Raw genomic sequence first — 26997 nt, forward strand, 5'->3', positions numbered from 1 at the left:
TAGGTGTCCAAACAAGCAATGTACCCCCTGGCCCGACCTCCCTAGAGCTGCCCGAACCCCTTGCGCTTCTTGGGGGGCTTGTGGGCCTTGCGGCTGCGGCCAGCGGCAGCAGGCGCCCCCATCCCAGGCATGCCGCCACCCATCCCCGGGAAGCCGCCCATGCCAGGCATGCCCCCCATGCCGGGCATGCCTGGCATGCCGCCGCCCCGGGTCATCTGCTGCATGAAGCCACGCATCTTCTGGAAGTCGGTCAGCACCTTGTCCACCTCGGCGGGGCTGTGGCCGCTGCCGGCGGCGATGCGCCGCCGGCGCGAGGGGGTGGAGGCGAGCAGATCGGGATTCTCCCGTTCGGTGGCCGTCATCGAGCTGATCATCGCCTCGATCTTGCCCAGCTGTTCTTCGCCCTGGCGCAGCATGCCGTCGTCGATCTTGTTCATCCCAGGAATCATTTTCATCAGCCCGCCCAAGGAGCCCATGCGCTTGATCAGGCGCATCTGCTGCACGAAATCGGAGAAGTCGAAGCTGGCTTCCTGCAGCTTCTGCTGCATGCGCGTCACATCGGCCAGCTCCACCTCCTTCTGGGCCTTCTCCACCAGGGTGAGCACATCCCCCATGCCGAGAATGCGGCTGGCCATCCGCTCGGGGTGGAAGGGCTGCAGGGCTTCCACCTTCTCGCCGGTGCCGATGAACTTGATCGGAGCGCCGCTCACCTTGCGGATCGAGAGGGCGGCACCGCCGCGGGAGTCGCCGTCCAGCTTGGTGAGCACCGCTCCGGTGATGCCCACCTGCTCGTGGAAGGCGCGGGTGAGCTCGGCGGCCTCCTGACCGATCATCGCGTCCACCACCAGCAGCACCTCATCGGGGCTGCAGGCCTCCCGGATCCGCACCATCTCCTCCATCATCGAGGCGTCGATCTGGAGGCGGCCGGCGGTGTCCACCAGCACCGTGTCGAAACCCTCGGCCCGCGCCTTGGCGATGCCCGCCGCCGCGATGGCCTCCGGTCTGGCCTCAGTGCCCAGGCTGAACACCTCCACGCCGATCTGGCCGCCGAGGGTGCGGAGCTGCTCAATGGCCGCCGGACGGTAGACATCGGCGCCCACCAGCAGCGCCTTGCGCCCCTGCTCCTTGAGGTGCAGGCCGAGCTTGGCGGTGGCGGTGGTCTTGCCGGCGCCCTGGAGGCCGGCCATCAGCACCACGGAGGGCGTCTCCGCCGTCCCTCCAGCGGCCAGGGGGGCGTTTTCGCCACCCATCACCTCCACCAGCTCCTCGTGCACCACCTGGATGAACTTCTGATCGGGGCTGATGCCCCGCACCACCTCGGCTCCGACGGCCTTGCGGCGCACCTCGTCGACGAAGTCCTTCACCACCGGCAGGCTCACATCGGCCTCCAGCAGGGCGCGCCGCACCTGTTTCAGCGCCCCTTCGACGTTGCCCTCGGTGATGGCCGCCTGGCCCCTCAGGTTCTTGACGGCGTCTTCAAACCGCTGGGAGAGCTCGTCGAACATCGCGGAGAGGCCTGGGGAGAGGTGGGCGCGGGGGCACCGCTGCCACCGATGGTAAAAACCGGCGTGGCAGGCTCTGGCCTCAGCGCAGGGGCGAGAAGCTCACCACCCGCCAGGTGTCGCCGTCGCGGCCGAACACATAGCGGTTGCGCAGATCGGCCTGGGCTGCCGGGCCGGCAGGCTCCCCGGCGGCGTTGATGGGCTGGGAGCTGTAGCGCAGGCTCACCAGGGCGGCGATGCGCCTGGGGGAGCGCTCTTCGATCGTGAGATTGGTCACGGTGGTGTTGAGCTTGAGCGTCTGCTGCCTGGCGGCCGATTCGCGGCGCTGTTGCTGCAGGTAGGCGATCTCGCCCTGACGGGCCATGGAGTCGAGCGGAACCGGGCTCTCGCCGCCGGCCAGCACGGCGGCCTTGGCCGCCAGCCAGGTTTCGAGCAGGGCCTGAACCTGGGCCTGGGAGGGCTCTGCCACCTGCAGCGGCACGGGGCGGGCGGGCTGGGCGGGCGGCGGGGCTGCTGCCTCGGGGCCGGCCGGCGGCGCTGCAGGCTGTGCCGGCGTGGTTTCCACCGGGATCGGCATGGGCTGGGGCCGTGGCCGCAGCAGAGCCCACAGCCCAGCGCCCAGCACTCCGGCAGCCGCCACGGCCACCAGGAGGCGACCGCGGCGGCTGCGGGGCAGCCGCAGGTGCCTGCTGTGTTTGCTCAGGTTGAGGCCCTTGGAGCGCCTCCAGCGCGGCAGGGCGACAGCCGGCAGCCGCAGCTCAGGCCTCCGCATCGCGGGGATCCGCAGCGAGGGCAAGGCCATTGAGGGCAGTGCCATCGAAGGCAGTGCCATGGAAGGCAGTGCGCCCCGCAGCCGGGATGTCCAGGAGGCCTTGGCCCCGCTGTCCTCCGAGCTGATGGGCTCTCGATCGCTCTCCAGGCCCAGGGCTGGCTCGACCTCAGGCCACTGCCCCGCCAGGCCAGCCGGAGCAGCAGGGCTGTCAGGCCAGCCGGCCTGGCTGAACAGGTCGCCGGCGGGGGGATCGGCCTGGATCAGGGGCTGCGGCAGGCGCTCGATGAACGCCTGCACATCGCGGTCGGCGAAATAGGCCTCCAGATCGGGGTCAGCCTCCAGGTCGCGGTAGCCGCGCAACACGTCTCCCTTGAGCCAGTCGCGGCAGTAGTCGCACAGCTGGGCCAGGGGATCGTCGCTGCGCTGCTCGGCCCACTGCTTCAGTTTGGCGTCCTCACTGGCGCCGCGCCTGAACACCTGCTGGCCTGCCTCCACCTGGCCCAGCAGCAGGTGCAGACAGGCCAGCAGGGGCTGGATGCCGTCCTGGCCGGAGGCCTGCAGCCGCTGCATGGCCGCGGCGATCCGCTCCGGCTTGCGCTGGGCGAAGCCGGAGGCGGTGAGGGCCGTGCTGGCCAGGAAGTCGGCCACGGCCGACTGATCGGCCCAGCGGCTGAACAGGTCCACCTGCTCCTGCACGGTGAGGTAGTCGCGGATCTGCAGGAAGAAGGCCTGGAACTCCTGGGGGCTCATGCCAGCCGAACTGGTTCCCTCGAGGCCGCCCCGTTCCTGCACAAGCTCCTCCAGCAGCTTCAGGCCCTCGGCGCGCTCGTCGCTGGCGGCAAGGCTGCGGCTGAGCAGATCGAGCACGCGGAACGGTCGCAACTGGGCGAGCTCCTCGGCCACCCGCTGTCGCAGGGGAGTGTGCTGGCCCATGCGCTGCAGCAACTGCAGGCCTTCCCGCAGGGTGAGGGCGGCGGCCTCGTAGCGACGCTGCCGCTGCAGCTCGGCGCCACCGGCCAGGCAGGCCAGGCCAGCCAGCAGGCTGAGGTCGCTTTCGCGGCCACTGCCGAGGGTGGGGGCCTGGGGGGGCTGCAGCAGCCGTCGCGCCAGGCTGAAACACTCCAGCGGCTGATCGGCCTCCAGCAGCAGCAGCAGGCCGCCCAGCTCCCGGCTGGTGGGGATCTCCAGGGCCGCCTGCAGCGGGTGGTCCTCACCACCCAGGGCGGTGAGTTCCGACTCGTAGGCCTCGCGACGGTGGGAGTCGGTGAGCAGATCGGCGCTCAGCCGCAGCAGGGATTCCCGGGCCTGCAGGGTCTCGGCGGTGAAGCCCTGCTCCGGCACCCGGTTGAGGCGCTGCTCCAGGGTGCGCAGCACCGACTGGGCGTCCGTGGTCGGGCTGACACCGAGCAACCGGAAGTGATCGATCGGCAGTTCCAACCCGCGCTGGCCTCAGTGGCCGACTGTAGACAGGGACTCCGGTTTTGGCAGCGGCACGAACATTTCCGGTGCCCAGACCCCGTACAGTTCGCTCCAGGATCCGGCGTTGCCCCAGGCCCGCTTGACGAGCTTTCCCCCATGACCCAGGCACACACCAGTCGCAACAGTTCGGCGGCCTCCGGCCTGGCCGACTCCGGGGTTCCGGGCTGTTCCGCCGAGTCCACCCACGTGGCGGGTCCCCATGCCGAGCGCCTGGAGAACCTCTATCCGGCCACCCCCGCCACGGTGACGCGGGAGGAGGGCTTGATGCTCTACCGCGACATGACCCTCGGCCGGCGCTTCGAGGACAAGTGCGCGGAGATGTACTACCGCGGCAAGATGTTCGGCTTCGTGCACCTCTACAACGGCCAGGAGGCCGTGAGCACGGGGGTGATCAAGGCCATGAAGGCCCAGCACGACTGGTTCTGCAGCACCTACCGCGATCACGTGCATGCGCTCAGCTGCGGTGTGCCGGCCCGCCAGGTGATGAGCGAACTGTTCGGCAAGGAAACAGGCTGCAGCAAGGGCAGGGGCGGCTCGATGCACCTGTTTTCACGGGAACACCATCTCCTGGGCGGCTACGCCTTCATCGGCGAGGGCATCCCCGTGGCCCTCGGGGCCGCCTTCACCAGCCGCTACAAGCGCGATGCCCTTGGCGATGCCGCCAGTGACTCGGTCACGGCGGCCTTCTTCGGCGACGGCACCTGCAACATCGGCCAGTTCTACGAGTGCCTGAACATGGCCTCGCTCTGGAAGCTGCCCATCCTGTTCGTGGTGGAGAACAACAAGTGGGCCATCGGCATGGACCACAACCGCGCCACCAGCGATCCGGAGATCTGGCGCAAGGCCGCCTCCTTCGGCATGGCCGGGGAAGAGGTGGATGGCATGGATGTGCTGGCCGTTCGGGAGGCAGCCCAGCGGGCGATCCAGCGGGCCCGGGCCGGGGAAGGCCCCACCCTGCTGGAGTGCCTCACCTACCGCTACCGGGGCCACTCCCTGGCCGACCCCGACGAGCTGCGGGCCGAGGCCGAGAAGGCCTTCTGGGCCAAGCGGGACCCGATCAAACGGCTCGGGGCCCAGCTGGTGGAGCAGCAGTTGGCCACGGCCGAGGAACTCAAGGCCATCGAGAAAGAGATCGATGCCGAGATCAGTGAGTGCGTCTCCTTCGCCCTCTCTGCCCCCGAGCCCAACCCCGAAGAGCTCACCCGCTACATCTGGGCCGAGAACTGAGCAGACCAGAACTGAGCAGCCCTACAGCCCGTGCAGCCGGGCCTGCTCGGCTGCGGCCCGGAACACCAGGCTGTGGCGCTCCACCAGCTCAGGCAGGCTGCCGTAGCCGCCGCCGATCACGCTGGCCACGGGGATGCTCCGGCGCAGGCAGGCATCGAACACGAGGCGGTCGCGATTGAGCAAGCCCGCGTCGCTGAGGCAGAGCTTGCCGAGCCGATCATCGCGGTGGGGGTCGACGCCGGCGTTGTAGAGCACCAGCTGCGGGCGCCATTGATCCAGCAGATCGGGCAAGACATCGCCCACGGCCTGGAGATAGGCGCGATCCTCCAGGCCATCGGCCAGGGGGATGTCGAGGTCGCTGGTCTGCTTGCGCAGGGGAAAGTTGCTCTCTCCATGGGCGGAGAGGGTGAACACCCGGGGCTCGCCGGCGAAAATGGCCGCCGTGGCGTCGCCCTGGTGCACATCCAGATCCACCACCATCAGCCGCTGGAGGATCTCCTCCGCCAGCAGCACCCGGGCCGTCACGGCCACGTCGTTGAAGATGCAGAAGCCGCTGCCCTGGGCAGGGAAGGCATGGTGGGTGCCGCCGGCCAGGTGGCAGGCCACGCCATGGTGCAGCGCCAGCCGCGCCGTGAGCAGGGTGCCCCCCACCGATAGCCAGGTGCGGCGCACCAGGGGGGTGGTGGAGGGCAGGCCGATGCGGCGTTGGTCGGCTCTGGGGAGCTCAGCGCGGCTGAAGGCCTGGTGATAGGGCCGGGGATGCACCAGCTCCAGGCAGCGGCGCGGGATGGGCAGCGGTTGATGCAGGTTGGCGGCCGGCGCCAGGTCCAGGGTCTGCAGGCGCTCGAACAGCAGCCTGAACTTGGCCATCGGAAAGCGATGGCCGCTGGCCAGGGGGGCCGAGTAGGCGGGGTGATAGACGAGTGGCGGAAGCACCCTGCCGGTTCAGCCAGGCGTGAAGGGCTGTTCTAGAGGCTGCTGGGGGTGCGGCGGGTGAGATTGCGAAGCTTGCGCAGGGCCTTGAGTTCCACCTGGCGCACCCGCTCGCGCGACACGTCCAGTTGACGGCCGATCTCCGCCAGGGTGTGACGTTCGCAGCCCTCCAGCCCGAACCGCAGCTGCAGCACGTGGCGCTCCTGCTCGCCCAGCTGGCTCAACCACTGCTGGAGCTGCTCCTGGTTGAGGCCGCGCTCGACCCGGTCGAGGGGCTCCTCCTCGCTGGAGTCGGCGATCAGGTCGCCCAGGAAACTCCTGCCCTCATCGCCGTTCACCGGCGCATCCAGACTGGAGGTGGTGAGGGACTGGCGCAACAGGCCATCGAGCTCATCGAGGGGCATGGCCATGGCCTCGGCGATCTCCTGGCGGCTGGGCATGGCTCCGAGCTTGTGGGCCAGCTCCAGGCTCACCTTGCGGATCGCACTCAGCCGCTCGCTGAGGTGCACCGGCAGGCGGATCGTGCGTGACTGGCAGGCGATCGCCCGGGTCATGCTCTGGCGAATCCACCAGAAGGCATAGGTGGAAAATTTGTATCCGCGGGTGGGATCGAACTTCTCGACGGCGCGCTCCAGGCCGAGGGATCCCTCCTGAATCAGATCGAGCAGCTCCAGACCCTTGCCCTGGTATTTCTTGGCCACGCTCACCACGAGGCGAAGATTCGCCTTCATCATGCGTTGCTTGGAGCGCTGGCCCACCCGCACCAGCTTTTTGTCGTGGTCGGAATAGCTGGCCGAATCGCTCTCCAGGAGCCGCATCAACACCTGCACCTGATTGCCCAGCTCGATCTCCTCGGCCGGCGTCAGCAGGGGTTCCCGGCCGATGCTGGCGAGATACCAACTGATCGGATCACTGCTGCGTCTGCGGCTGTGATCACTGGCCCTTTGGGTGGTGGCGTTCATCAGGACGGCCAGTCGAGGAATAAGACTATCCACGCCAAATGGGGGGATCCGGTGTCATTTCAGTAACCCTTTAGGTTTTGCTTGCAAAAGCACACGGTTGTTGTGGCCGAAGTCACACCGTCAGGTTTCTGCTGCTGCCAAGGAGGGTTCGCCCTGGCCGCCTGGCGCCGGATCGAGGCCCGCCAGGGCTGAGGCGATCGCCATCGGTGTGCAGTGGCCGGGGCCAGCGCCTGCGCGCACCCTCAGACCCGCCTGGGCGTGGGCCAGGGCCGCTGCCGCCAGCACGGCTGGATCGGCCTGGCCGCAGGCGGCGATGGCCTGGGCACCCAGCCCGGCGCAGTAGCCCGCCAGCACGTCCCCGAGGCCGGCGCGGGCCGCGCGGGGTTCGGCTTCCCCCAGCTGCCAGCGGCGCCCATCAGGGGCGGCCACCACGCTGCGGGCTCCCTTCAGCACCAGGCCCACGCCCGCCTCGCCGGCGGCCCGGCCGGCGGCCTCCAGGGGCGGCAGCTCTGCCCACTGGGGGAAGAGGCGCTCGAACTCCGCCCCATGCGGGGTGAGCCAGGTGGGGCCCTGGCGATGACCCAGCCAGGCCGCCGCGCTGCAGCCCAGGCCTGGGGCCACCGCCAGGGCCAGACGGTTGAGGCCGTCGGCATCGAGCACCAGCAGGCCGGGCAAGCGTTGCAGCCGCTCCCACACCTCCAGCTCACGCCCTGCGCGGAGGGCAGGCTCCGGCTGGCCCCCCAGCCCCGGCCCCAGCAGCAGGGCATCGAGGCGTTCAAGAGTGGTGGCGGGAAGGTCGGCCAGGCAGAGGTGCCCCGCCGGGTCGCAGGCCAGCTCCGCGCTCACCACCACATGCGGCGCCCTGGCCACCAGCTGCCCCCCCACGCCGGCGGCTCCGGCCAGCCGCACACTGGCGCAGCCGCTGGCACTGGCCCCCGCCACCGCCAGGTGCGCAGCGCCCTGGAAGCGGGCGCTGCCGGCCAGCAGCAGCAGCCGGCCCCGGCCGTACTTGCCCGCCGCCGTTTCGATCCGGGGCCAGGGCGCGGTGCTCAGGTCGGCGGCAGCCAGCAGCAGCGGCGGGCTGGCGGGCAGGGCGTCCAGGGCCTGGCGGGCCAGCCCCAGGTCGACGCGCTCCAGCCGGCCCACCCAGGCCAGGGCCGCATCCTGCACCAGGCCCTGCTTGATCAGCCCCACGGTGCAGGTGTGGATGGCCTTCGCCGCTACGCCACCGAGGCAGCGCCCCGTGTCGCTGCACAGTCCGGTGGGCACATCCAGGGCCACCAGACCCCCAGGGGCCTGCTGCTGCCGATGCTCCAGCAGGGTTTCGAGCGCGGCGCCTGGGGGCCGGCTCTGGTTGAGGCCCAGCAGGGCCTCAATCCAGAGGCTGGCCGCGGCGGGATCTGGTGGATCGGCCAGGGTGGGGATGCCGAGCCAGTGGGCATGGCGGCGGTGGGTGGCGGTGAGGGGTTTGCAGCGCTCAAAGGGGCACCACAGCTGCACGGCGATACCCGCCAAGTGGAGCTCCCGGGCCACCACCAGCCCATCACCGCCGTTGTGGCCAGGCCCCACCAGCACCAGGGCCCCGCAGGCCCTCAACCGGGGGCCGTGAGCTTCCAGCAGCCGCTGGCTGAGGGCCAGGCCGGCCTTCTCCATCAGCGCCTCCACCGGCAGGCCGCTCTCGAACAGCCTGGTTTCCACGGCGGCCATCTGGGCGCCGCTCACCAGCAGGTGTTCGGCGTCGCGGGCCGGCCAGGGGGTGGGGCTGGGGGTCACGGCAGGCGATGGGGCGCCGCTTCATGATGGGAGCAATGACGCCTTTCGCCCCGCCTTGCTGAGCTCCGCCCCTGCTGCCACTCCAGCCGGTGCCCAGGCCCTGGAGCGCCTGCGGGCCTGGCCCGGCGAGCACCGCGTGGCCGTGGGGCTCTCCGGCGGGGTGGACAGCTCTCTCACCGCGGCCCTGCTGGTGGAGGCGGGCTGGCAGGTGGAGGGGCTCACCCTGTGGCTGATGAGCGGCAAGGGGGCCTGCTGCGCCGAGGGGCTGGTGGATGCCGCCGGCCTCTGTGAGCAGCTGGGGGTGCCCCACCACGTGGTGGATTCCCGCGAGCAGTTCCGGGCCCAGATCGTTGACTTTCTGGTGGAGGGCTATGCCGCCGGGGTGACGCCCCTGCCCTGTTCCCGCTGCAACCGCGAGGTGAAGTTCGGCCCGATGCTCGCCTGGGCCCGGGAGCAGCGCGGCCTGGAGCGCCTGGCCACGGGCCACTACGCCCGCGTCCGCCCGGCCAGCGGTGGCGGCCGTGACCAGCTGCTGCGCGGTCTGGATCGCCACAAGGACCAGAGCTACTTCCTCTACGACCTGCCCCAGGAGGTGCTCTGCCGGCTGGTGTTTCCCCTCGGTGAACTCACCAAACCCGACACCCGCCTGGAGGCCGAGCATCACGGCCTGCGCACCGCTGCCAAGCCCGAGAGCCAGGACCTCTGCCTGGCCGACCACCACGGCTCGATGCGGGCCTTCCTGGATGCCTATCTGCCGCCGCGCCAGGGCGAGATCGTGCTGGGAGACGGCCGGGTGCTGGGCCACCACGACGGCCTGGAGCACTTCACCATCGGCCAGCGCAAGGGGCTGGGGGTGGCCTGGAGCGAGCCGCTGCATGTGGTGCGTCTCGATGGCGCCCTGAACCGGGTGGTGGTGGCACCCCGCTCCGAGGCGGCCCGCCCCGACTGTGTGGTGGGCGCGGTGAACTGGGTGTCGATCGAGCCGCCCCAGCAACCGCTGGAGGTGGAGGTGCAGGTGCGCTACCGCAGCGCCCCGGAGCCGGCCCTGCTCACCCCCCTGGAACCCACCGAGGCCGATGGGGCAGCGGGCCGGCCTTACCGGGTGCAGCTGCGTTTCGCCGAGGAGCAGTTCTCCATCACCCCAGGCCAGGCCGCGGTGTTCTATGCCGGCGACGTGCTGCTCGGTGGCGGGCTGATCCAGGCTTCCCCCAACTGAGCTCGCCTCACCAGCCCGCGCCTCACCAGTAGGGATCGCTGGCCAGTTCCACCGTGAGGGAGCCCGTGCGGCTGGGGGGCACCGTGGCGATGCAGGCCCGCACCACCCGGCCGTTCACCTCGATTTCGCAGGCGCCGCAGCTGCCCCCCAGGCAGCCGGTGGGGATGGTCACGCCGGCTTGCTCGGCCGCCACCAGCCAGGAGCTGCCGCTGGCCACCTGGCTGGTGTGGCCGTTGGGCCAGTGCAGGCGAACCGGAGTGGCACTCATCAGGGGTGAAGCAGGGGGGCGAGGTTCACGTGGGCCTCGAAGGCATCGGCCAGGCGATCGAGCAGGGCGTCGCGTTGCTGGGCATGGTCGCTCTGATGTTCGCTCAGCAGGGGGAGTCCTCGGCGCTGGCGCAGCTGGTTGAGCCAGCGTCGCCGCCAGGCACCGCTGTCGAACACCCCGTGCAGATAGGTGCCCGCCACGCTGCCGCCCCGCTCTCCGATCGGTCGCCACCATCCCAGGCCGGCCTCAGCGGCCAGCGGAGCGGTGGCGGCCGCGCTCTCTGACCCGTCGCCTGCCAGACCGCCGCCCAGCAGCTCGGTGTGGCCGCGGTGAAGCTCGAAGCCGCGCAGCTCCAGCGGTGACCCTGGTGGCCACAGGGCCGGGCAGTGCCGCTGGCGCAGGGCCTTGCTGGCGCCATAGACGGTGCACAGCGGCAGCAGGCCAAGACCCGCCTGCTCTGCCCCACCGCCCCCGATCGCCTCGCCCTCCAGGCCGCGGGGATCGCCCAGCTGCCGTCCCAGCATCTGCAGACCGCCGCAGAGCCCGAACAGGTGGCCGCCGCTGCTCACGTAGGCCGCCAGCCGCTCCCCCCAGCCGTGATCCTGCAGGGCCGCCAGGTCCCGCAGGGTCTGCTTGCTGCCAGGCAGGATCACGGCATCGGGCTGGCCGAGCTCCTCGCCGGGCCGGATCCAGCGCAGTTGCAGGCTGGGCTCGGCCTCAAGGGGGTCGAGGTCGGAGAAGTTGCTGAGCGAGGGCAGCCGCAGCACGGCGATCTCCAGCTCGGCCCGGCCCTTGCTACTGCGACGCTCCAGCAGATCGAGGGAGTCTTCCGGGGGAAACAGCTCATCCAGCCAGGGCATCACCCCCAGCACGGGCACGCCGGTGTGCTCCTGCAGCCAGGTTCTGCCGGCGTCAAAGAGTTCGCGCCGCCCCCGAAAGCGGTTGATCAGCAGCCCCCGGATCAAGGGGCGCTGCACCGGCGTGAGCAGCTGCAGGGTGCCCACCAGCTGGGCAAACACCCCGCCCCGTTCGATGTCCGCCACCAGCAGGCAGCGGGCCCGCAGGAACTGGGCCAGCCGCAGGTTCGTGAGGTCGCGGGCCTGCAGGTTCACCTCCACGGGGCTGCCGGCCCCCTCCAGTACCAGCCGGCCGCCGGGATGGCTGGTCTGCAGCGCGTCCAGCCCCTCCCGGATGGCGGCCCAGCCGGGGCGAAACCAGTCGCGGTAGTAGTGCTCGGCCCGGGCCGTGCCCACCGAGCGGCCCAGGTGGATCACCTCGCTGGTGCTGTCGCCCTGGGGCTTGAGCAGCACGGGATTCATGCTGCAGTGGGGCTCCAGCCCCGCCGCCCAGGCCTGCAGCGCCTGGGAGTAGGCCATCTCACCGCCGCCGCCATCCACCCAGGCGTTGTTGCTCATGTTCTGACCCTTGAAGGGCAGCGGCTGCTCGCCGCGGCGGCGCAGCACCCGGCAGAGGGCGGCCGTCATCAGCGACTTGCCGGCGCCGCTGCTGGTGCCCAGCACCATCAGGGGGCTGGGCGCGAGGGCCGGATCCCTCACAGGCGCGGCCGGCTGCGCCGCAGCTGGTGCTGCAGCCGCTCCAGCAGGGACGCCGCGGGAATGGCGCCCGGCCACTGCTCCAGCAGGTCGCGCCCCATCGGCGTGAGACGCACCCGCTCGGTGAGTCCCTGGCCATCCACCTCCCGGCGCAGCACCCCCACCTGGATCAGCCAGATCCAGTGGGCCTCCACCCGTTCGCTGCCCAGGCTGCAGCTGCAGTGCTGGCCGGCATCGGCCCGGCGGCAGAAGGCACTGCTGCTGAGCGGTGTGGTGCCCACCAGCTCATAGAACGTGCGGCGGAACGGCAGGCAGCGCATCGCCTGGGAGGCCCGGGCCCAGGAGCGGGCCTGGAGGTGAGGCTGTCCTTTCATGGGGGGATTCTCCCTGACCTGACGGCCCAGATGCTGGTGCTTGCCTCCGCCTCCCCGGCCCGTCGCCGCCTGTTGCAGCAGGCGGGCCTCCCCCACCGGGTGCAGGTGAGTGGGGTGGACGAGGAGGCGTTTGCCCATGCCGATGCCCGGCAGTTGGTGCGCCAGCTGGCCCAGGCGAAGGCCGAAGCAGTGGCGGAAAAGCTGGCGGTGGAGCTGGCGGCTGAGCTGGGGAAGACTGCCCCCACAGCTCTGCCGGCGTGGCGCGGGGTGCTGGGCTGTGATTCGGTGCTGGTGTTCGCCGGAGAGACCTTCGGTAAGCCCCGCGATGCCGAGCAAGCCGCCGCCCGCTGGCGCCGCATGAGCGGCCAGTGGGCGGAGCTGCACACCGGCCACTGCCTCACGGCCCCGCAGGGGCCGCCGCTGCAGGCGGTGGTGACCACGCGGGTGCAGTTCGCCGCCCTGGACGAAGCGGCCATCACCGCCTACGTGGCCACTGGCGAGCCGCTGCAATGCGCTGGGGGATTTGCCCTGGAGGGGCGGGGCGGGCTGCTGGTGGAGCGAATCGAAGGCTGCTTCAGCAATGTGATCGGCCTCAGCCTGCCCCTGCTGCGCCGCTGGCTCCAGGATCCCCGCTTCAACGATCGCTGAACAGCTCGCCGATGCCGTCGCTGGAGCTGCGGCCGCGCCGCAGGCCGCGGTTCTCGCGGGTGGCCACCAGGGTGAGGTTGCGCCAGCGGAACACGCCTGTGTAGCCGTGGTCGATGAAGGTCACCGGCGAGGTGCCGGTGGCATCGCGCACCTCCAGCCGTCCGCTGCGGTCGCTGAAGTTGAAGCGCCGTCCATCCGGCTGGGTCACCACGTAGCGGGTGACGCCATTGCTGCGCTCCACCAGGCGCAGGGAGCAGTCGCCGTCGTGGAGCAGGCGGGAGCCTTGCGCCAGGGTGCAGCGGCCCTCGTAGGTGGTCACCTCGCGGTCATTCCGCGACACCCGGCCGAACAGCACGCGGGTCAGTTCACGCTCGACCCGCTGGCGATCTGAGCCCCGCTCCCAGCAGGTTTCGGCGCGCAGGCTGCAGAGGCTGCCATCGGTGAGCTGGAACTCCTGGGGAACGGGCCGGCCGATCAGGGAGGTCTGCAGGCGCCGGGCCGCCTGGCTGCCGAACTGGCGCCTGGTCTCCTCCAACGAGACGCCTTTGCTGCTGAAGCAGGTCTGGGCGCGTTGATCGCAGACCACCCCAGCCTCCGGGCTGGAGAGCCAGCGGGGCATGGCCGCCGCCGGTGCGGCGCCCGCCAGCAAGCCAAGGCCCGCGCTGGCGGCGGCAACGGCGGCGGTGCTGCTGAGACGCAGGCTGAGGGATCGCACGGTCATGGCTGTCAACGGAGTGAGGAGAGGCGCTGGGGCGAGACCCGCCGGCAACGCATCACCGCAACGTATCGGCCGGGTGTGTGCCAGCCATGACGGCCTGGAGCGGAGTTCTGACCAGATCTGTCTGGGCACAAAAAAGCCCCCACCAAGGGCGGGGGCAAGCGGCTTGCGCCGACGCAGAGGACTGAGGGGGGTCAGTCGAGGTCGGGCATGGCCAGGGTGGGCTCGGCCTGACGGTCGATGCCCTTCTCGAAACCGGCAGCGGCGGCGCGGGCGCGGCCGGCATGCCAGAGGTGACCCACCAGGAAGAAGAAAGCCAGCACGAATTGCGTGGAGGCCAGCCACTGGCGGATGTTCACGAAGTTCACCGAGTTGGGCTCGGTGATGATGCCGCCCACGGAGTTGAGGGAGGCATTGGGGGCGTGGGTCATGTATTCAGCCGCCCGGCGCACCTGCCAGGGCTGAATGTCGTTCTGGAGCTTGTCGAGGCTGAGGCCGTTGGGGCCGCGAAGCGGCTCCAGCCAGGGGCCGCGGAAGTCCCAGAAACGCATGGTTTCACCACCGAAGATGATCTCGCCGGTGGGGGAGCGCATCAGGTATTTGCCCAGACCGGTGGGGCCCATGGCCGAACCGATGTTGGCTCCGAGGCGCTGGTCACGCACCAGGAAGGTGAAGCTCTGGGCCTGGGAGGACTCGGCGTTGGTGGGGCCGTAGAACTCGGAGGGGTAGGCGGTGTTGTTGAACCAGATGAAGGCCGAGGCGATGAAGCTCATGAAGCTCAGGGCGCCGAGGCTGTAGCTCAGATAGGCCTCACCGTTCCAGATGAAGGCGCGACGCACCCAGCCGAAGGGCTTGGTGATCACGTGCCAGATGCCACCGAAGATGCAGATCAGGCCCAGCCAGATGTGGCCGCCGATGATGTCCTCCATGGAGTCGACACCGATGATCCAGCCCTCACCACCAAAGGGGGCGCGGGTGAGGTAGCCGAAGATCACACCCGGATTCAGGGTGGGGTTGGTGATCAGGCGCACGTCACCGCCACCGGGAGCCCAGGTGTCGTAGACGCCGCCGAAGAACATGGCCTTGAACACCAGCAGCAAGCAGCCCACACCCAGGAGGATGAGGTGGTAGCCGATGATGTTGGTCATCTGGTTCTTGTCGCGCCAGTCCTGGGAGAAAAAGTTGGAGTAGTTCTCCAGGATCTCAGGGCCGCGCAGAGCGTGATACAGACCGCCCACGCCGAGCACGGCCGAGCTGATCAGGTGGAGCACGCCCACAACAAAGAACGGATAGAGGTTGGTGACCTCACCGCCAGGGCCGACGCCGTAACCGAGGGTGGCGACGTGGGGGAACAGGATCAGACCCTGTTCGTACATGGGCTTGTCGAAGGTGAAGTGGCTCACCTCGAACAGCATCATGGCTCCGGCCCAGAAGACCATCAGGCCGGCGTGGGCCACATGGGCGCCGAGCAGGCGGCCGGAGAGATTGATCAGGCGGGCGTTACCCGCCCACCAGGCGTAACCGGTGGAGTCGAGGTCCTTGCCCCCGACACCCACCAGCCCGGAATTAAAGGGCGTTTCCACGGGGCAGTACCTCTTCAGGGAAGACGAAGTTTTCATGCGGCTGGTCAGCCGGCGCCATCCAGGCGCGGATGCCTTCATTCAGAAGAATGTTCTTCGTGTAGAAGGTCTCGAACTCGGGGTCCTCAGCGGCGCGGATCTCCTGCGACACGAAGTCGTAGGCCCGCAGGTTCAGCGCCAGGCCGATGATGCCGATGCTGCTGGTCCACAGACCCATCACCGGCACGAACAGCATGAAGAAGTGCAGCCAGCGCTTGTTGGAGAAGGCGATCCCGAAGATCTGGCTCCAGAAGCGGTTGGCCGTCACCATCGAGTAGGTCTCCTCTTCCTGGGTGGGCTCGAACGCCTTGAAGGTGTTCGACTGCTCCCCGTCCTCGAACAGGGTGTTCTCCACCGTGGCGCCGTGGATGGCACAGAGCAGGGCACCGCCCAGGATCCCGGCCACACCCATCATGTGGAAGGGGTTGAGGGTCCAGTTGTGGAAGCCCTGCAGGAACAGCAGGAAGCGGAAGATGGCGGCCACGCCGAAGCTGGGTGCAAAGAACCAGCTGCTCTGGCCCAGGGGGTACATCAGGAAGACGCTGACGAACACCGCGATCGGGCCCGAGAAGGCGATGGCGTTGTAGGGGCGGATGCCCACCAGGCGGGCGATCTCGAACTGACGCAGCATGAAGCCGATCAGGGAGAAGGCACCGTGCAGGGCCACGAACGGCCAGAGGCCGCCGAGCTGCACCCAGCGCACGAAGTCGCCCTGGGCCTCAGGGCCCCAGAGCAGCAGCAGGCTGTGGCCCATGGCGTCAGCGGGGGTGCTGACGGCGGCGGTGAGGAAGTTGCAGCCCTCGAGATAGGAGCTGGCAATCCCGTGGGTGTACCAGGAGGTGGCGAAGGTGGTGCCGGTGAGCCAGCCACCCAGGGCCAGGTAGGCCGTGGGGAACAGGAGCAGACCAGACCACCCAACAAAGACAAAGCGGTCGCGCTTGAGCCAGTCATCGAGGACGTCGAACCATCCCCGCTGCGGCAAGCGTCCTGCAGCGATCGTCATGGAGGAAGCGGGATACCGGGTGATGGTAACAATGTTCTTCGGCATCGCGAGGTTGGCCGCAATGGGCTGAAACCCCAGCTGAGGCCAGGCTTTTAAGTATTTATTCTGATCCTTGCCCCCTGGGTCGCGGCCAGACGCCAGGATGACCTGGGCCTTCGCGGTGCATCTGGCCGATCCCGCGCACCGTTCAGCCCCCGGGCCCAGCTGCCCCGCACGCCAACCTTTCCACCCTCTTGAACCCCGCCGTGACGACCGCTGCCAATCCCGAGGGCTTCACCACGGGGACCTCCGATCTGCTGGAGCAACCGGTGCTCGGCTCCCGCCGCCCTTCGAATCTGCTGATGGCCGTGGCGGTGAGCCTCGGCGGCGTGGGCTTTCTGCTCACCAGTCTCTCCAGTTACCTGGCCCGGGACCTGCTGCCCATCGGCCACCCCGCCGAACTGGTCTTCGTGCCCCAGGGGCTGGTGATGGGCCTTTACGGCACGGCGGCCGTGCTGCTGGCCACCTACCTCTGGACCGTGATCGGCCTCGACGTGGGCGCCGGCAGCAACCGCTTCGACCGCCGCGCCGGCACCGCCACGATTCGCCGCCAGGCCTTTCGCCAGCTGATCGACGTGGAGATCCGGCTGCGGGACATCCAGGCGGTGAAGGTGGAGGTGCGCGATGGCCTCAACCCGCGCCGCCGCCTGGCCCTGAAGCTGCAGGGCCGCCGCGATCTGCCCCTCACCCGGGTGGGCGAGCCCATGGCCCTGGCCGATCTGGAACAGTCCGGAGCCCAGTTGGCCCGCTTCCTGGGGGTGCCCCTGGAGGGCGTATGAGCGGCCTCTCCCGCCGCCTGGCCACCCGGCTGGCCATGGCTGCCCTGCTGATGCTCACCCCCCTGGTGCTGGCCGCCTGCACCCCGAGCGGTTCCAGCTCGACCCCCCAGGGCTGCGCCACCGCCACCACGCCCTGCCTGGAGGGTCCAGCCACGGTGACCCTGCAGACCAGCCGGGGTGAGGTGCAGCTGCAGCTCGACGGCGACGCAGCGCCCCTCAGCGCCGGCAATTTCGTGGATCTGGTGCAGCGCGGTGTCTACGACGGCACCGTGTTTCACCGGGTGGTGCGCGACCCCACGCCCTTCGTGGTGCAGGGCGGCGATCCGGCCAGTGCCAACCCCGTGGTGCCTCCCAACCAGTACGGCAGCGGCAGCTATGTGGACCCCGCCAGTGGTGAGGCGCGGCTGATTCCGCTGGAGCTCAAGCTCAGCGAGGAGCCTGCCCCCCGCTATGGCGAGACGATCACCGCCCCCGGCGTGACCCGTCAGCTGGCGCTGGCCCACCAGCGCGGTGCGGTGGCGATGGCCCGCTCCGCTGATCCCAACTCGGCCAGCGCCCAGTTCTACGTGGCCCTGCAGGCCCTGCCCGAGCTCGATGGCCGCTACGCCGTGTTCGGCCGGGTGAGCCAGGGCATGGAGGTGGTCGACCGCATCCAGCAGGGCGACAAGATCGTCAAGGCCAGCGTGGCCTCAGGCGGCAAGCTGGTGAAGCCAGGCTCCTAGGGGCTTCAGGCGGGCACCCGCTTGTTGGACGCGGTGACCCGCAGGAAGGCGGTGTTCACACCGGAGGACCGCTCCAGGGCCACCTTGCCGGTGCGGGCGATCTCGAGGATGCCGTAGGGGGCCATCACCTGCTCGAGAGCCACCAGCTTGCCGGGATCACCCACCACCTCGAGGGTGAGGGCCTCATCGGCCACATCCACCACATTGGCGCGGAACACCTGCACCAGGTCGAGGATGGCGCCGCGGTTGTGGGCCGGGGCGGCCACCTTGAGCAGCATCAGCTCCCGCTCCACCGAGGGGAGCTGGGAGAGGTCGATCACACCCAGCACGTTGACCAGCTTGTCGAGCTGCTTGGTCATCTGGGCCAGGGTGCGGTCGTCGCCCTCCACCACCATGGTGAGGCGGGACATCCCACCGCCTTCGGCCGGCCCCACGGCCAGGCTCTCGATGTTGAAGCCGCGGCGGGCGAACAGGCCGGAGATGCGGCTGAGGGCCCCGGATTCGTCTTCCACCAGCACCGAGAGGGTGTGCTTCATGGCTGTGGGATGGGAACCGGGCAGGTGGGACCAAGCTACCGGTCAGCACCGAGGCCCCCTGGGCTGCTCAGGGCTCGCCCGCCACGGGGCTGAGGCTCAGCTGGTGCAGCCAGGGAATCACGGCGGCGTGGAAGGGCTCGGGGGCCTCGTCATGGAGGCAGTGGCCACAGCCCTCCAGGGAGAGCAGCGGCAGGTCGGGGCGTAACCGCTGCAGGGCCTCCCCCACCTGGATCGGCACGAGCTGGTCGCGCGTTCCCCAGACCAGCAGCAGGGGCCGCCGCAGGCGCGGCAGCATCGAAGGAGCCGTGGCGCCATGGGGGCGCAGGGCCATGGCGATGCTCATGGTGCGCAGGCTGCGCACGGCACTGGGCCGGCGGGCGGGGGTGGCGAACAGGCGTCTCAGCTCCTGGTCGCCGATCACCGGGATGGCATAGGAGAGCTGGATGCCGAGGGCCAGCAGGGGCGAGTGGGCCAGCAGCGGTACCAGCAGCTCCAGGGGCAAGAGCCGGCAGAGCAGCACCACCACCCGTCGCTTGAGGCGGCGGCGCCAGGGACGCCGCCGCGGCGGGCGCGGCCGGCTGCGGCCCATCAGGGCCGGGTCGGGCAGGGTGGCGGCCACCACGCCCCGCACCCAGCGCGGGAAGAAGGTGGCACAGCTGGTGGCCACCAGAGCGCCGAGGGAATGGCCCACCAGCACCGCCGGCCCGCCCACCACCTCCTGCAGGAAGGCCTGCACCTGCCGCGCCCAGAGGCGGTTGTCGAGCCGCCCGGCGGGAAGCAGGCCAGGGCCGGGCTGCTCGGAGGCGCCGAAGCCGATCAGGTCGAGGGCATACACCACCCAGCCTTCGGCGGCCAGGGCGGCTGCGTTGCGCCGCCAGTGGCCACTGGCGGCCCCGAAGCCATGCAGCAGCAGCACCGCTCCCCGCACACCTCCCTGGTGCTGGATCAGGGCAGCGGGGGGGTCGAGCTGGCGCCAGTGCACCGCCAGACCACGCCAGACCCAGGTGCCGTGCTCCCCCCAGTCCGTCCCTGTGCCGGGCGAAGCTGAACGGGGGGCCAGCCCTGAATGCGGCAGTGCCTCAGCCGGGCGGGAAGACAAGGGAGGTGCGGCGGCCGCCTGGGCCATCGAGCGGAGTTCAAACGTAGGCCGCACCTGGCGCTGGCGGTGGCGCTGGCCGTGGAGCTGGGATGCCCCAGCCGCCAGGATGGTCCCCACCGGGGCAGCCAGACGAGTGAGCGGCAGGCGATTGAGCACAGAACCGGCACGGTCTGGCGGATGAGGTCGGTCACGGCCGATCCAGCGCCGGAGGCCTACCGCGAAGGCGGTGTGAGCCTGCAGTTGGGCCAGGGATTCTTCAGGCCTGAATCGCGGCCCAGCCGCGACCTGGGCGTGCTGCTCTGCCGCAGCCTGGTGGCCTGCCGGGAGGGCCTTGGCGCCAACCCGCCGGTGCGGGTGCTCGATCTGATGGCCGGCTGTGGCATTCGCAGCCTGCGCCTGGCCGTGGAGGGAGGGGCGGCCTCGGTGTGGGCCAATGACGCCGATCCCGGGCGCCTGCCCCTGCTGCGTGCCAACCTCGCCAGCCTGGCCGCCTTGCCCCATCGCTGCACGGCCCTCACGGCCCAGAAGCTGCTGGCGGCATGCCTGCTGCGGCAGCAGCGCTTCGAGCTGGTGGACCTCGATGCCTTCGGCTCGGTGGCGGGCCTGCTGCCCCTCGCCCTGGAGGCCGTGGCCTTCGAGGGGGTGCTGTATCTGGCCAGCAGCGATGGCCGCTCCCCAACCGGCCACGACCGTCCGGCCGCCATCCGCTCCCTGGGGGCGGCGGCCCGGGCGCACCCGGCCAGCTGGGAGCTGGCGCTGCGGCTGCAGATCGGCCAGGTGGCGCGTCTCGCCTGGGCCCAGGGATGGGGCATTGAGCCCCTGTTCAGCTTCAGCGAGGGGCGCACCTTCCGCACGGCGATCCAGTTGCGTCGCCGGCCCCGGGTCGGCGAGGAGCAACAGCTGGGGCTCCTGGCCCACTGCCATGGCTGCGGCGACCAGCAGCTGCAGAGCCTGCTGAAGCTGCGAGGCTGGCCGCCCTGCCTCTGCCCTGAGGATCCCCAGCAGCGCCAGGGGGGGCGCCCGCTGGCGATTTCCGGCCCTCTCTGGCTCGGACCACTGCAGAACGGGGTCTGGCTGGAGCGCCTGCACCAGGCCGCCCTGGCGCTGCCTACCGGCTGGCAGGCGCCAGCCAGCCAGCGGTTGTTGCAGGTGCTGATGGCCGACCCGGGCCTGCCGGCTCGCTGCTGGCCGATGGCGGAGCTGAGCCGCCGCCTTCCCACGGGTACCCCCCGGCTGGCCGGCCTGCTGGAAGCCCTGCGCCAGGAGGGCTGGTGCGCCCACCGCAGCGGTGTGATGGCCGGCATGCTGCGCAGCGATGCCCCCTGGGCCCGGATCCTGGAGCTGGCGGCGGCGCTGGCACCGCCAGGTCCGAACTGAGGCCGCGCCGCGCTAAAACGGGTGGCACAACGCGCCTCCCCCATGGCCTCGGAGATCTTCGGTATCGCAGCCCTGTTCTGGGTGCTGATCCCGGTGGGCCTGGCCGGCGGCGCCCTGCTGCTGCGCTTCGCCGACGAAGACTGAAGCCCTGAGCCGCTGCCGGTCTCGCCGATCTCGCTGGGCTGAGCCGGCCCCTAGGCTCTCAGCCGATTGAGCGAGCGGCATGCAGGTCTTGGTGGTGGGCGCAACGGGCACCTTGGGCCGCCAGGTTGCTCGCCGGGCCCTCGATGCCGGCCACCAGGTGCGCTGCGTGGTGCGCTCGCCGCGCAAGGCTGCCTTCCTGCAGGAGTGGGGCTGTGAACTCACCCGCGGCGACCTGCTCGAACCCGACAGCCTCGACTACGCCCTGGAAGGCCAGGAGGCCGTGATCGATGCGGCCACCGCCCGGGCCACCGATCCCGGCAGCGCCTACGACATCGACTGGGGTGGCAAGCAGAACCTCTTCGCTGCCTGCTCCCGCGCTGGCGTCAAACGGCTCGTGTTCGTGTCGCTGCTGGATGCGGCCCGCCACCGCGAGGTGCCGCTGATGGACATCAAGGCCTGCACGGAGGAATGGCTGGAGGCCTCTGATTTCGACTACACGATCCTGCGCGGCGTGGCGTTCATGCAGGGGTTGATCAGCCAGTTCGCGATCCCCGTGCTGGAGGGGCAGACCGTTTGGGTGAGCGGATCGCCTACGCCGATCGCCTACATGAACACCCAGGACATGGCCCGCTTCGCGGTGGCCGCCCTCGAACGCCCCGAAACGGTGCGCCGGGCCTTCCCGGTGGTGGGTCCGCGGGCCTGGATCACCGGCGAGATCACCCAGCTTTGTGAACGGTTCACCGGCAAGGATGCGCGGGTGTTCCGGGTGCCGCCGGCTCTGCTCTCGATGATGCGGGGCCTCACCAGCTTCTTCGAGGCCAGCCTCAACGTGGCTGAGCGGCTCGCCTTCGATGCCGTCACCGGCGGTGGCGTGAAGCTCGATGCGCCCATGGAGGAGAGCTACGCGGCCTTTGGCCTCGACCCCGGCGAGACCACGGGGCTGGAGAGCTACCTCAAGGAGTATTACGACACCATCCTCAAGCGGCTGCGGGAGATGGAGGCCGACCTCGACAAGGACGCCAAGAAGAAGCTGCCGTTCTGAGGGCCCGCCACCACCCTGGCTGGTTCGTCTGTACTATGGGCGGTTGAAGCGTCTCGCCGATGTCGGTTGCCCAGATCAAGAACCTGCAGCGCCGCCTGGCCAACCTCGAGGCCGAGGCCGGTGACGCCCTCACCAGCACCTGCGGCCACGAGCTCTGGCAGAGCCTGGGCTTCGATGCCTTTGACAGCCTGGAGGATCCCGATCGCCGCGCCCGGGCCAACTACTACTACGGCCAGCTGCAGACGGTGCGGGAAATCAGGGATTGCCTGGGCTGAGCCCACTGAGCCTCTGGCTGCTGAGCCGCTGGCCAAACCCCCTTATCCGCCGCCACCAGCCCGTCCCGATTTTCCGCCGCCGGCCCGGCCGCCCCGACCGGGTGAGGGCCGCCCCAGGCGGTTCAGGCGCCCCTGCTCGACAGCCGTCACCGGGCGCCACTGGCCGGGGGCCAAATCGCGCAGATTGAGCGGCTCCTGGCCATCCATCAGGTCGATGCCCACCCGCACCAGGCGCAGGGTGGGCAGCCCCACCAGGGCGGTCATGCGCCGCACCTGGCGGTTGCGGCCCTCCTGCAACTGCAGCTCCAGCCAGCTCACTGGAATCCGGGCACGCTGCCGGATCGGCGGCTGGCGCGCTGGCAGGGCGGGGTCCGCCAGTAAGCGCACCCGGGCGGGCCTGGTGCACTGTCCCTGGAGCAGCACGCCTCGGCGCAGCTGCTCCAGGGCGGCGGCGTGGTCTCTGGCCTGGCCCTCCACCTGAACCCAGTAGCTGCGCCAGTGGCCAAAGCTGGGATCAGTGAGACGCCGCTGCAGCTGGCCGTTGTCGGTGAGCAGCAACAGGCCCTCACTGTCGGCATCGAGACGGCCGGCGGCGTAGACCCTGGGCACCGGGATGAACTCCGCCAGGCAGCGCCAGCGGCTGCCGGGCTCGGGGCTGAACTGGCTCAGCACTCCGTAGGGCTTATGGAAGAGAAGGGTGGTCAGCTCGGCATCAGGACTGGCGGGCGTTCCAGAGGTTGACCACCCCGATCGAAATCAACAGCAGGCCAAGATCCAGGCTGAGCGGAGGAAGGATCATGGCGGTGGGGCCTGGTGCAGAGGTGAGGCAGACCCTAGGCCCTGAGCCCCGCTTGCCGGCCGGGGTCGGCCCGGTGACGCCTAAGCTACAGAGAGCTGTTGCTTCGCCTGACTGCTTCGCTGCATGATTGAGACCTCCGGTGTGATTGAGAAGGAACAGGGCAACGGGTTCTACCTGGTGACCCTGGAGCAGCCCTCTGGTCACCAGTGCCTGTGCAGGGCGGCAGGCAAGCTCACCAAGTTCCGGATCAAGCTGCTGGCGGGCGACAAGGTGCTGGTGGAGATCAGCCCCTACGACCTCACCCGCGGCCGCATCACTTACCGGGAGCGCAACGCCGGAGCCACTGGCCCCCGGGCAGGCGGCAACCGCCCCGGCGGCCCCCGGCGCCGCTGAGCCTGGGCCGGCCCAGGCTCAGCGGCTCAGACCGGTACGGCCAGCAGCCCTTCGATGGCGGCCTTGAATTCGCTGCGCTGTTTCACGCCCTTGAACTGCTGCTGCAGCTCCTTGCGGAAGAACAGCTGCACGGTGGGGGTGCCGGTGACACCGGCCTGCACGGCGATCTCCTGATCGGCCTCGATGTCGATCTCCACCCCCTGGGCGGCGCCGCCCAGCTCGTCGAGCACGCGCTTGAGCTGGGGCTTGAGCACGTGGCAGGGCCCGCAGGTGGGGGAGGTGTACACCACCAGCAGCGGCTTGTCGCTGTCGTGATAGAGCTTGCGCAGGGCGTAGCCGCCCTTCTGCCACAGGGCGGCGGGATCGAAGTTGGCCTCATCGCTCACGGCGGTGCGCTGCGGCTCGCCCACTGTCTGCGGATCCACGGGCGTGTGGCTCACCGTGGTGGCCAGGTTGTGGTGGGTGAGCCAGCGCTCGGCGGCGAGGGCCGCCTGGCAGCCGCTGCCGGCGGCGGTGACGCCCTGGCGCCACTCGGCATCGGCCACGTCGCCGGCGGCGAACACGCCTTCAAGGCTGGTTTCGGGCCGGCCGGGGCGGGTCACCAGGTAGCCGAGGCTGTCCACCTCCAGCTGGTCTTTGACCAGGCGTGTATTGGGGGTGTGGCCGATGGCATAGAAGAGGCCTTTGACGGCCAGCTGCTCGCGGCCGTCTGCCTGGGTGTCCTGCAGGGTGAGGGACTCCAGCCAGTCCCCGCCGTTGCAATCGAGCACCTGACGGTGCCAGTGCACGCTGATGGCGGGATTGGCCAGCACCCGATCGGCCATGGCCTTGCTGGCCCGCAGCTGGCCGGAGCGCACGATCAGGTGCACCTGGCTGCCGTACTTCGTGAGGTACACGGCCTCCTCACAGGCGGAGTCGCCGCCGCCGACCACGGCCACGGGTTCGTTGCGGAACTGGGGGGTGGCGCCGTCGCAGATGGCGCAGGCGCTGATGCCGCGGCTCCAGAACTGCTGCTCACTGGGAAGGCCCAGCCGGTTGGCGCTGGCGCCGGTGGCCAGGATCACGCTGTGGGCCATGTAGGTGGCGCCATCGGCACTCACCCGGTAGGGCCGCTGGGAGAGGTCGATGGCGGTGGCATCGGCGAGCACCAGCTCGGTGCCCCAGCGCTCAGCCTGGGCCTTCATCCGATCCATCAGGTCAGGGCCCAGGATCCCATCGGGAAAGCCGGGGTAGTTCTCCACGTGGGTCGTGGTCATCAGTTGACCGCCGGGGATGCCGCCGTCCTGGAAGCCGGTGATCAGCAGGGGCCGCAGGTTGGCGCGGGCGGCGTAGATGGCGGCTGTGTAGCCGGCTGGCCCGGAGCCCACGATCACCAGGTTCTCGATCTCTGGTCGGCTCTGGACGGCGGGGCTGCTCTCGGCGGACACGGCTTAGGCGGAATGACTATGAGTTGCAGCCTAGGTGACGGGGCGGCCTGCTGCGCTCAGAGCTCCAGGATGCCGTCGATCTCAGGGTTCACGGCCTTGCCCAGGTTGTTGGGCACCATCAGCATGCCCAGCTCCAGCACCTGGGGATGGTCTTCCACGCCCAGCAGCCATTCGCGGAACTCCTCCGTGAGGGCGTAACTCTCTTCGTAATGCTCCAGAGCATCGAGGGTGGCCCGGCGGGCGAGGGCCCAGCTCACGGCAACGGTGAGTCGGCGGTTCAGTGGAGCATCCATGATCCCGACTCACATTCCGTTTGTGGCACCACGTTGGCGGCTGCCGAGCCGAATTGAGGTAGTGGTTGACACAACGTCGTGAACGCTTCGCCCCTTTGGCCGATTTTGGCAAGTGTTTTGCGCAAATCCGTACAGGTTTGTGGTGAAGGGTCGCTCGGCTGGGCCTTTCAGGCGGGCCGCTTCAGAAAACCGGGCAGCTCGGGCCCTCGCAGATGCAGCATCTCGCCCGCCTCTTGGCGAATCGCCTCCAGCGGCAGCTGGCCCCCCGCGGTCTGGCCCGCCCCAGCCGCTGCCGCTGGCGTGGAGCGGCTCCGCAGCAGATAGGGCTCACTCAACGACCAGCTGCGGGCGTAGCTGATCAGCAGGGGATCGGCGGGGGCAAACACATAGGAGGGGTGGCGCGGAATGGCTTCCAGGGAGGCCCGGCTGGCCTCCATGCGCACGGCCCGGGTGATCGCCTGAACGAAGCGGCTGCGGGTCACCACGGTGGTGAGGTAGGCCACCACCCGCAGCCGGGGGGCATCGAAGCCCTCGGCACACATGTCGATGCTCACCAGCCAGTCGGCCTCCCCCGCCTGAAAGGCCGCCAGCCGCTCCGCCGCCTGGGGATCCTGGGAGTGCACCAGATGCACCCGATCGCCCTGCTCCCGCAGCAGGGCGCTGAGCTGGCCGGCATGGGCGATGTCGCGGGCGATCACCAGCCCGCCCGCCTCGGGGTGCTCGCGCCGCACCCGTTCGAGGCGATCGCGGGCGCGCAGCAGCAGCCGCAGGGCGATGCTGCTGGAATCACCCAGGCGGATGGCCCGCCGCAGGTTGCGGGCCCGCCAGCTCTCGCGGGCCTCGGCCGAGAGGGGCGAGGTTTCGGTGTCGCCGTGCTGCAGCGGTTTGGCCTCGATCGGGCGGCCATGTTCCACCCAGCCGTCCTGGAAGCGGAACTCCAGCGGCCTCACATCGCCGGCGGCGATCAGGGCCCGGGGCTCCACGCTCAGATCGGGGCGGATGTGCTCCACCGTTTGATCGCCCTGGCGCTCCTGAATGCGGCGGGCGGCGCAGAAGGCCAGGTTGTCGGCGCGGAAGGGGGTGCCGGTGAGGCCCAGCCGCAGGGCGGCACCGGCGGTGAGTCGGCTGAAGGCCTGGCCCCAGGCTGCCGCCTCGGGTTCCTCCGGATCGATGCCGAGGTGGTGCACCTCATCGGCGATCGCCAGCCAGCGGCCCCCTCCGATCGCGCCTGGCCCATCGGCGCTCCAGGGGTCGCTCCAGGCGGCCTCGAGGCGCTGGCGGTAGCGGGCGGCGGCCTGGTAGCTGAGCACCAGGCCCTGCCGGGCTTCTCCGGCCTGGGGGGGCGCCAGCTCGTCGTCGGGGCTCCAGAGCTGCAGCTGCATCCCCAGACGCACGGCGGCCGCCTGCCATTGGCTGGCGATCGTGGTGCGGTGGCAGAACACCAGCAGGTGATCCAGCCGTCCCTCCGCCTGGAGGCGCTCAAAGCTGAGCAGGGCGCCGAGGGTCTTGCCGGCGCCGGGGCCGGCGTGGATCAGCACGTCCTGGCCGCCAGCGGCTGCCTGCACCAGGCGGGCACGCAACAGCTGGATCAGCTGGCTCTGCCACTGGCGCGGGCGGATCGGGCAGGCCGCGGCCGAACCGTTCCCCGCAGACATGGTGAAGGAGGGGTGGGCCATGGCACTCCTGGAGCCTGCATTGTCCCCGAAACGGCCCAGAACGCTCCTATCCCAAAACGCCCTTACAGGTAAGTGTTCTCGCTGATGGGCAGGTTCTGCAGGCTGGCTAGCTTCCGGGTGAGCGGCAGTCGAGCGCGGCCATGGTTCCCCCACCCCGGATGCCGATCGCCTCGTCGGCGTGGCGACGTCGCCACCTGGAGCTCTGCTGGCTGCTGGATTGCGACATCGACCCGCTGATCCTGCGGGCCCGCCTGCTGCACCGCTACCAGGCCGAAGCCCTGGCCCGCTGCATCGAGCAGGAATTGCTGCCGATTGTGTAGTGACGCCGATCCGCTGGTGTGTCCCGAGC

28 protein-coding genes are annotated in these 26997 nt (G+C 70.0%); 11 read left to right on the plus strand and 17 right to left on the minus strand.

The window, feature by feature from the left end:
• Positions 1–41: 41 nt before the first annotated feature.
• Together ffh and CyaNS01_RS03935 are read right to left on the minus strand one after the other, a co-directional pair.
• A complete protein-coding gene (gene ffh, locus CyaNS01_RS03930; protein WP_186699045.1) occupies positions 42–1505 on the minus strand; it encodes a signal recognition particle protein in 1464 nt (487 codons plus the stop codon).
• Positions 1506–1584: 79 nt separating this feature from the next.
• Positions 1585–3711: an IMS domain-containing protein gene (locus CyaNS01_RS03935; RefSeq protein ID WP_186699047.1), complete on the minus strand. Its 2127-nt coding sequence runs from the start codon at positions 3709–3711 to the stop codon at positions 1585–1587.
• Positions 3712–3849: 138 nt separating this feature from the next.
• Between CyaNS01_RS03935 and pdhA the strand changes: the two genes are divergently transcribed.
• On the plus strand, positions 3850–4980 hold the full coding sequence (pdhA, locus tag CyaNS01_RS03940) for a pyruvate dehydrogenase (acetyl-transferring) E1 component subunit alpha (RefSeq protein WP_186699049.1): 1131 nt from the start codon (positions 3850–3852) through the stop codon (positions 4978–4980).
• Between the two features lie 21 nt (positions 4981–5001).
• Here pdhA and CyaNS01_RS03945 read toward each other — a convergent pair whose 3' ends face one another.
• The 3 genes from CyaNS01_RS03945 to CyaNS01_RS03955 form a co-directional block, all read right to left on the minus strand.
• Positions 5002–5916, minus strand: coding sequence for a histone deacetylase (locus tag CyaNS01_RS03945; RefSeq protein WP_186699051.1), 915 nt, complete (start codon positions 5914–5916; stop codon positions 5002–5004).
• 32 nt (positions 5917–5948) lie between these two features.
• Positions 5949–6875 carry a sigma-70 family RNA polymerase sigma factor gene (locus CyaNS01_RS03950; protein WP_186699053.1) on the minus strand — a complete coding sequence of 309 codons (927 nt, stop codon included), beginning with the start codon at positions 6873–6875 and terminating at the stop codon, positions 5949–5951.
• A 120-nt stretch (positions 6876–6995) separates the two neighbouring features.
• Complete coding sequence (locus CyaNS01_RS03955) at positions 6996–8648, minus strand: NAD(P)H-hydrate epimerase (protein ID WP_225875787.1); 1653 nt, start codon at positions 8646–8648, stop codon at positions 6996–6998.
• 58 nt (positions 8649–8706) lie between these two features.
• Here CyaNS01_RS03955 and mnmA point away from each other — a divergent pair, with 58 nt between their 5' ends.
• Positions 8707–9864 (plus strand): tRNA 2-thiouridine(34) synthase MnmA, encoded by a 1158-nt coding sequence (mnmA, locus tag CyaNS01_RS03960; protein ID WP_186700206.1) that lies wholly within the window; start codon positions 8707–8709, stop codon positions 9862–9864.
• A gap of 22 nt (positions 9865–9886) precedes the next feature.
• Here the strand turns inward: mnmA and CyaNS01_RS03965 are convergent, their stop codons facing one another.
• From CyaNS01_RS03965 to CyaNS01_RS03975, 3 genes are read right to left on the minus strand one after another with little or no spacing between them, the layout of a single operon-like run.
• Positions 9887–10132 carry a 2Fe-2S iron-sulfur cluster-binding protein gene (locus tag CyaNS01_RS03965; RefSeq protein WP_186699055.1) on the minus strand — a complete coding sequence of 82 codons (246 nt, stop codon included), beginning with the start codon at positions 10130–10132 and terminating at the stop codon, positions 9887–9889.
• A complete protein-coding gene (locus tag CyaNS01_RS03970) occupies positions 10132–11655 on the minus strand; it encodes a cobyric acid synthase (RefSeq protein ID WP_186699057.1) in 1524 nt (507 codons plus the stop codon). Before CyaNS01_RS03970 ends, CyaNS01_RS03965 begins: the two co-directional genes overlap by 1 nt.
• Before the next feature lie 29 nt (positions 11656–11684).
• The gene (locus CyaNS01_RS03975) at positions 11685–12059 is read right to left on the minus strand and encodes an Npun_F0494 family protein (protein ID WP_186699058.1); all 375 of its coding nucleotides are present in this window, start codon (positions 12057–12059) and stop codon (positions 11685–11687) included.
• A gap of 30 nt (positions 12060–12089) precedes the next feature.
• Here CyaNS01_RS03975 and CyaNS01_RS03980 point away from each other — a divergent pair, with 30 nt between their 5' ends.
• Complete coding sequence (locus CyaNS01_RS03980; RefSeq protein WP_186699060.1) at positions 12090–12707, plus strand: nucleoside triphosphate pyrophosphatase; 618 nt, start codon at positions 12090–12092, stop codon at positions 12705–12707.
• Here CyaNS01_RS03980 and CyaNS01_RS03985 read toward each other — a convergent pair.
• The 3 genes from CyaNS01_RS03985 to psbD form a co-directional block, all read right to left on the minus strand.
• On the minus strand, positions 12694–13428 hold the full coding sequence (locus tag CyaNS01_RS03985) for a YcgJ family protein (protein WP_186699062.1): 735 nt from the start codon (positions 13426–13428) through the stop codon (positions 12694–12696). The genes CyaNS01_RS03980 and CyaNS01_RS03985 overlap by 14 nt on opposite strands.
• Positions 13429–13619: 191 nt before the next feature.
• Positions 13620–15008 (minus strand): photosystem II reaction center protein CP43, encoded by a 1389-nt coding sequence (gene psbC, locus CyaNS01_RS03990; protein ID WP_186699064.1) that lies wholly within the window; start codon positions 15006–15008, stop codon positions 13620–13622.
• Positions 14992–16047, minus strand: a complete 1056-nt coding sequence (psbD, locus tag CyaNS01_RS03995; RefSeq protein WP_186698428.1) for a photosystem II D2 protein (photosystem q(a) protein) — start codon at positions 16045–16047, stop codon at positions 14992–14994. Before psbD ends, psbC begins: the two co-directional genes overlap by 17 nt.
• A gap of 245 nt (positions 16048–16292) precedes the next feature.
• Here psbD and CyaNS01_RS04000 point away from each other — a divergent pair, with 245 nt between their 5' ends.
• Complete coding sequence (locus CyaNS01_RS04000; RefSeq protein WP_186699066.1) at positions 16293–16865, plus strand: photosystem I assembly protein Ycf4; 573 nt, start codon at positions 16293–16295, stop codon at positions 16863–16865.
• Positions 16862–17587: a peptidylprolyl isomerase gene (locus CyaNS01_RS04005; protein WP_186699068.1), complete on the plus strand. Its 726-nt coding sequence runs from the start codon at positions 16862–16864 to the stop codon at positions 17585–17587. The genes CyaNS01_RS04000 and CyaNS01_RS04005 overlap by 4 nt, the downstream gene beginning before the upstream one ends.
• A 5-nt stretch (positions 17588–17592) precedes the next feature.
• On the opposite strand, the gene ilvN is transcribed toward CyaNS01_RS04005, so the two are convergent.
• Both ilvN and CyaNS01_RS04015 read right to left on the minus strand, forming a co-directional pair.
• Positions 17593–18123: an acetolactate synthase small subunit gene (ilvN, locus tag CyaNS01_RS04010; protein ID WP_186699070.1), complete on the minus strand. Its 531-nt coding sequence runs from the start codon at positions 18121–18123 to the stop codon at positions 17593–17595.
• A 67-nt stretch (positions 18124–18190) separates the two neighbouring features.
• The gene (locus tag CyaNS01_RS04015) at positions 18191–19339 is read right to left on the minus strand and encodes an alpha/beta fold hydrolase (protein WP_225875788.1); all 1149 of its coding nucleotides are present in this window, start codon (positions 19337–19339) and stop codon (positions 18191–18193) included.
• Between the two features lie 60 nt (positions 19340–19399).
• On the opposite strand from CyaNS01_RS04015, the gene CyaNS01_RS04020 reads away from it, so the two are divergent.
• The 4 genes from CyaNS01_RS04020 to CyaNS01_RS04035 all read left to right on the plus strand — a co-directional run bounded on the left by CyaNS01_RS04020 (position 19400) and on the right by CyaNS01_RS04035 (position 22060).
• Complete coding sequence (locus tag CyaNS01_RS04020) at positions 19400–20599, plus strand: N2,N2-dimethylguanosine tRNA methyltransferase (protein ID WP_186699072.1); 1200 nt, start codon at positions 19400–19402, stop codon at positions 20597–20599.
• A 42-nt stretch (positions 20600–20641) separates the two neighbouring features.
• Positions 20642–20743, plus strand: coding sequence for a cytochrome b6-f complex subunit PetM (gene petM / locus CyaNS01_RS04025; protein ID WP_186700214.1), 102 nt, complete (start codon positions 20642–20644; stop codon positions 20741–20743).
• Positions 20744–20822: 79 nt separating this feature from the next.
• The gene (locus CyaNS01_RS04030; RefSeq protein ID WP_186699074.1) at positions 20823–21785 is read left to right on the plus strand and encodes an NAD(P)H-binding protein; all 963 of its coding nucleotides are present in this window, start codon (positions 20823–20825) and stop codon (positions 21783–21785) included.
• Between the two features lie 59 nt (positions 21786–21844).
• The gene (locus CyaNS01_RS04035) at positions 21845–22060 is read left to right on the plus strand and encodes a hypothetical protein (RefSeq protein ID WP_186699076.1); all 216 of its coding nucleotides are present in this window, start codon (positions 21845–21847) and stop codon (positions 22058–22060) included.
• Positions 22061–22102: 42 nt separating this feature from the next.
• Here the strand turns inward: CyaNS01_RS04035 and CyaNS01_RS04040 are convergent, their stop codons facing one another.
• Positions 22103–22765 carry a pseudouridine synthase gene (locus tag CyaNS01_RS04040; protein ID WP_186700216.1) on the minus strand — a complete coding sequence of 221 codons (663 nt, stop codon included), beginning with the start codon at positions 22763–22765 and terminating at the stop codon, positions 22103–22105.
• 217 nt (positions 22766–22982) lie between these two features.
• Between CyaNS01_RS04040 and infA the strand changes: the two genes are divergently transcribed.
• On the plus strand, positions 22983–23252 hold the full coding sequence (gene infA / locus CyaNS01_RS04045; protein WP_186699078.1) for a translation initiation factor IF-1: 270 nt from the start codon (positions 22983–22985) through the stop codon (positions 23250–23252).
• A gap of 26 nt (positions 23253–23278) precedes the next feature.
• Here infA and trxB read toward each other — a convergent pair whose 3' ends face one another.
• The 3 genes from trxB to CyaNS01_RS04060 form a co-directional block, all read right to left on the minus strand.
• Positions 23279–24679 carry a thioredoxin-disulfide reductase gene (gene trxB / locus CyaNS01_RS04050; protein WP_225875789.1) on the minus strand — a complete coding sequence of 467 codons (1401 nt, stop codon included), beginning with the start codon at positions 24677–24679 and terminating at the stop codon, positions 23279–23281.
• Between the two features lie 56 nt (positions 24680–24735).
• The gene (locus tag CyaNS01_RS04055) at positions 24736–24972 is read right to left on the minus strand and encodes a hypothetical protein (RefSeq protein ID WP_186699080.1); all 237 of its coding nucleotides are present in this window, start codon (positions 24970–24972) and stop codon (positions 24736–24738) included.
• 167 nt (positions 24973–25139) lie between these two features.
• The gene (locus CyaNS01_RS04060; RefSeq protein WP_186699081.1) at positions 25140–26648 is read right to left on the minus strand and encodes a DEAD/DEAH box helicase; all 1509 of its coding nucleotides are present in this window, start codon (positions 26646–26648) and stop codon (positions 25140–25142) included.
• A 140-nt stretch (positions 26649–26788) separates the two neighbouring features.
• Here CyaNS01_RS04060 and CyaNS01_RS04065 point away from each other — a divergent pair, with 140 nt between their 5' ends.
• Complete coding sequence (locus tag CyaNS01_RS04065) at positions 26789–26968, plus strand: hypothetical protein (protein WP_186700903.1); 180 nt, start codon at positions 26789–26791, stop codon at positions 26966–26968.
• Positions 26969–26997: the final 29 nt, after the last annotated feature.

Source organism: Cyanobium sp. NS01, from assembly GCF_014280235.1.
Classification (GTDB): Bacteria; Cyanobacteriota; Cyanobacteriia; order PCC-6307; family Cyanobiaceae; genus NIES-981.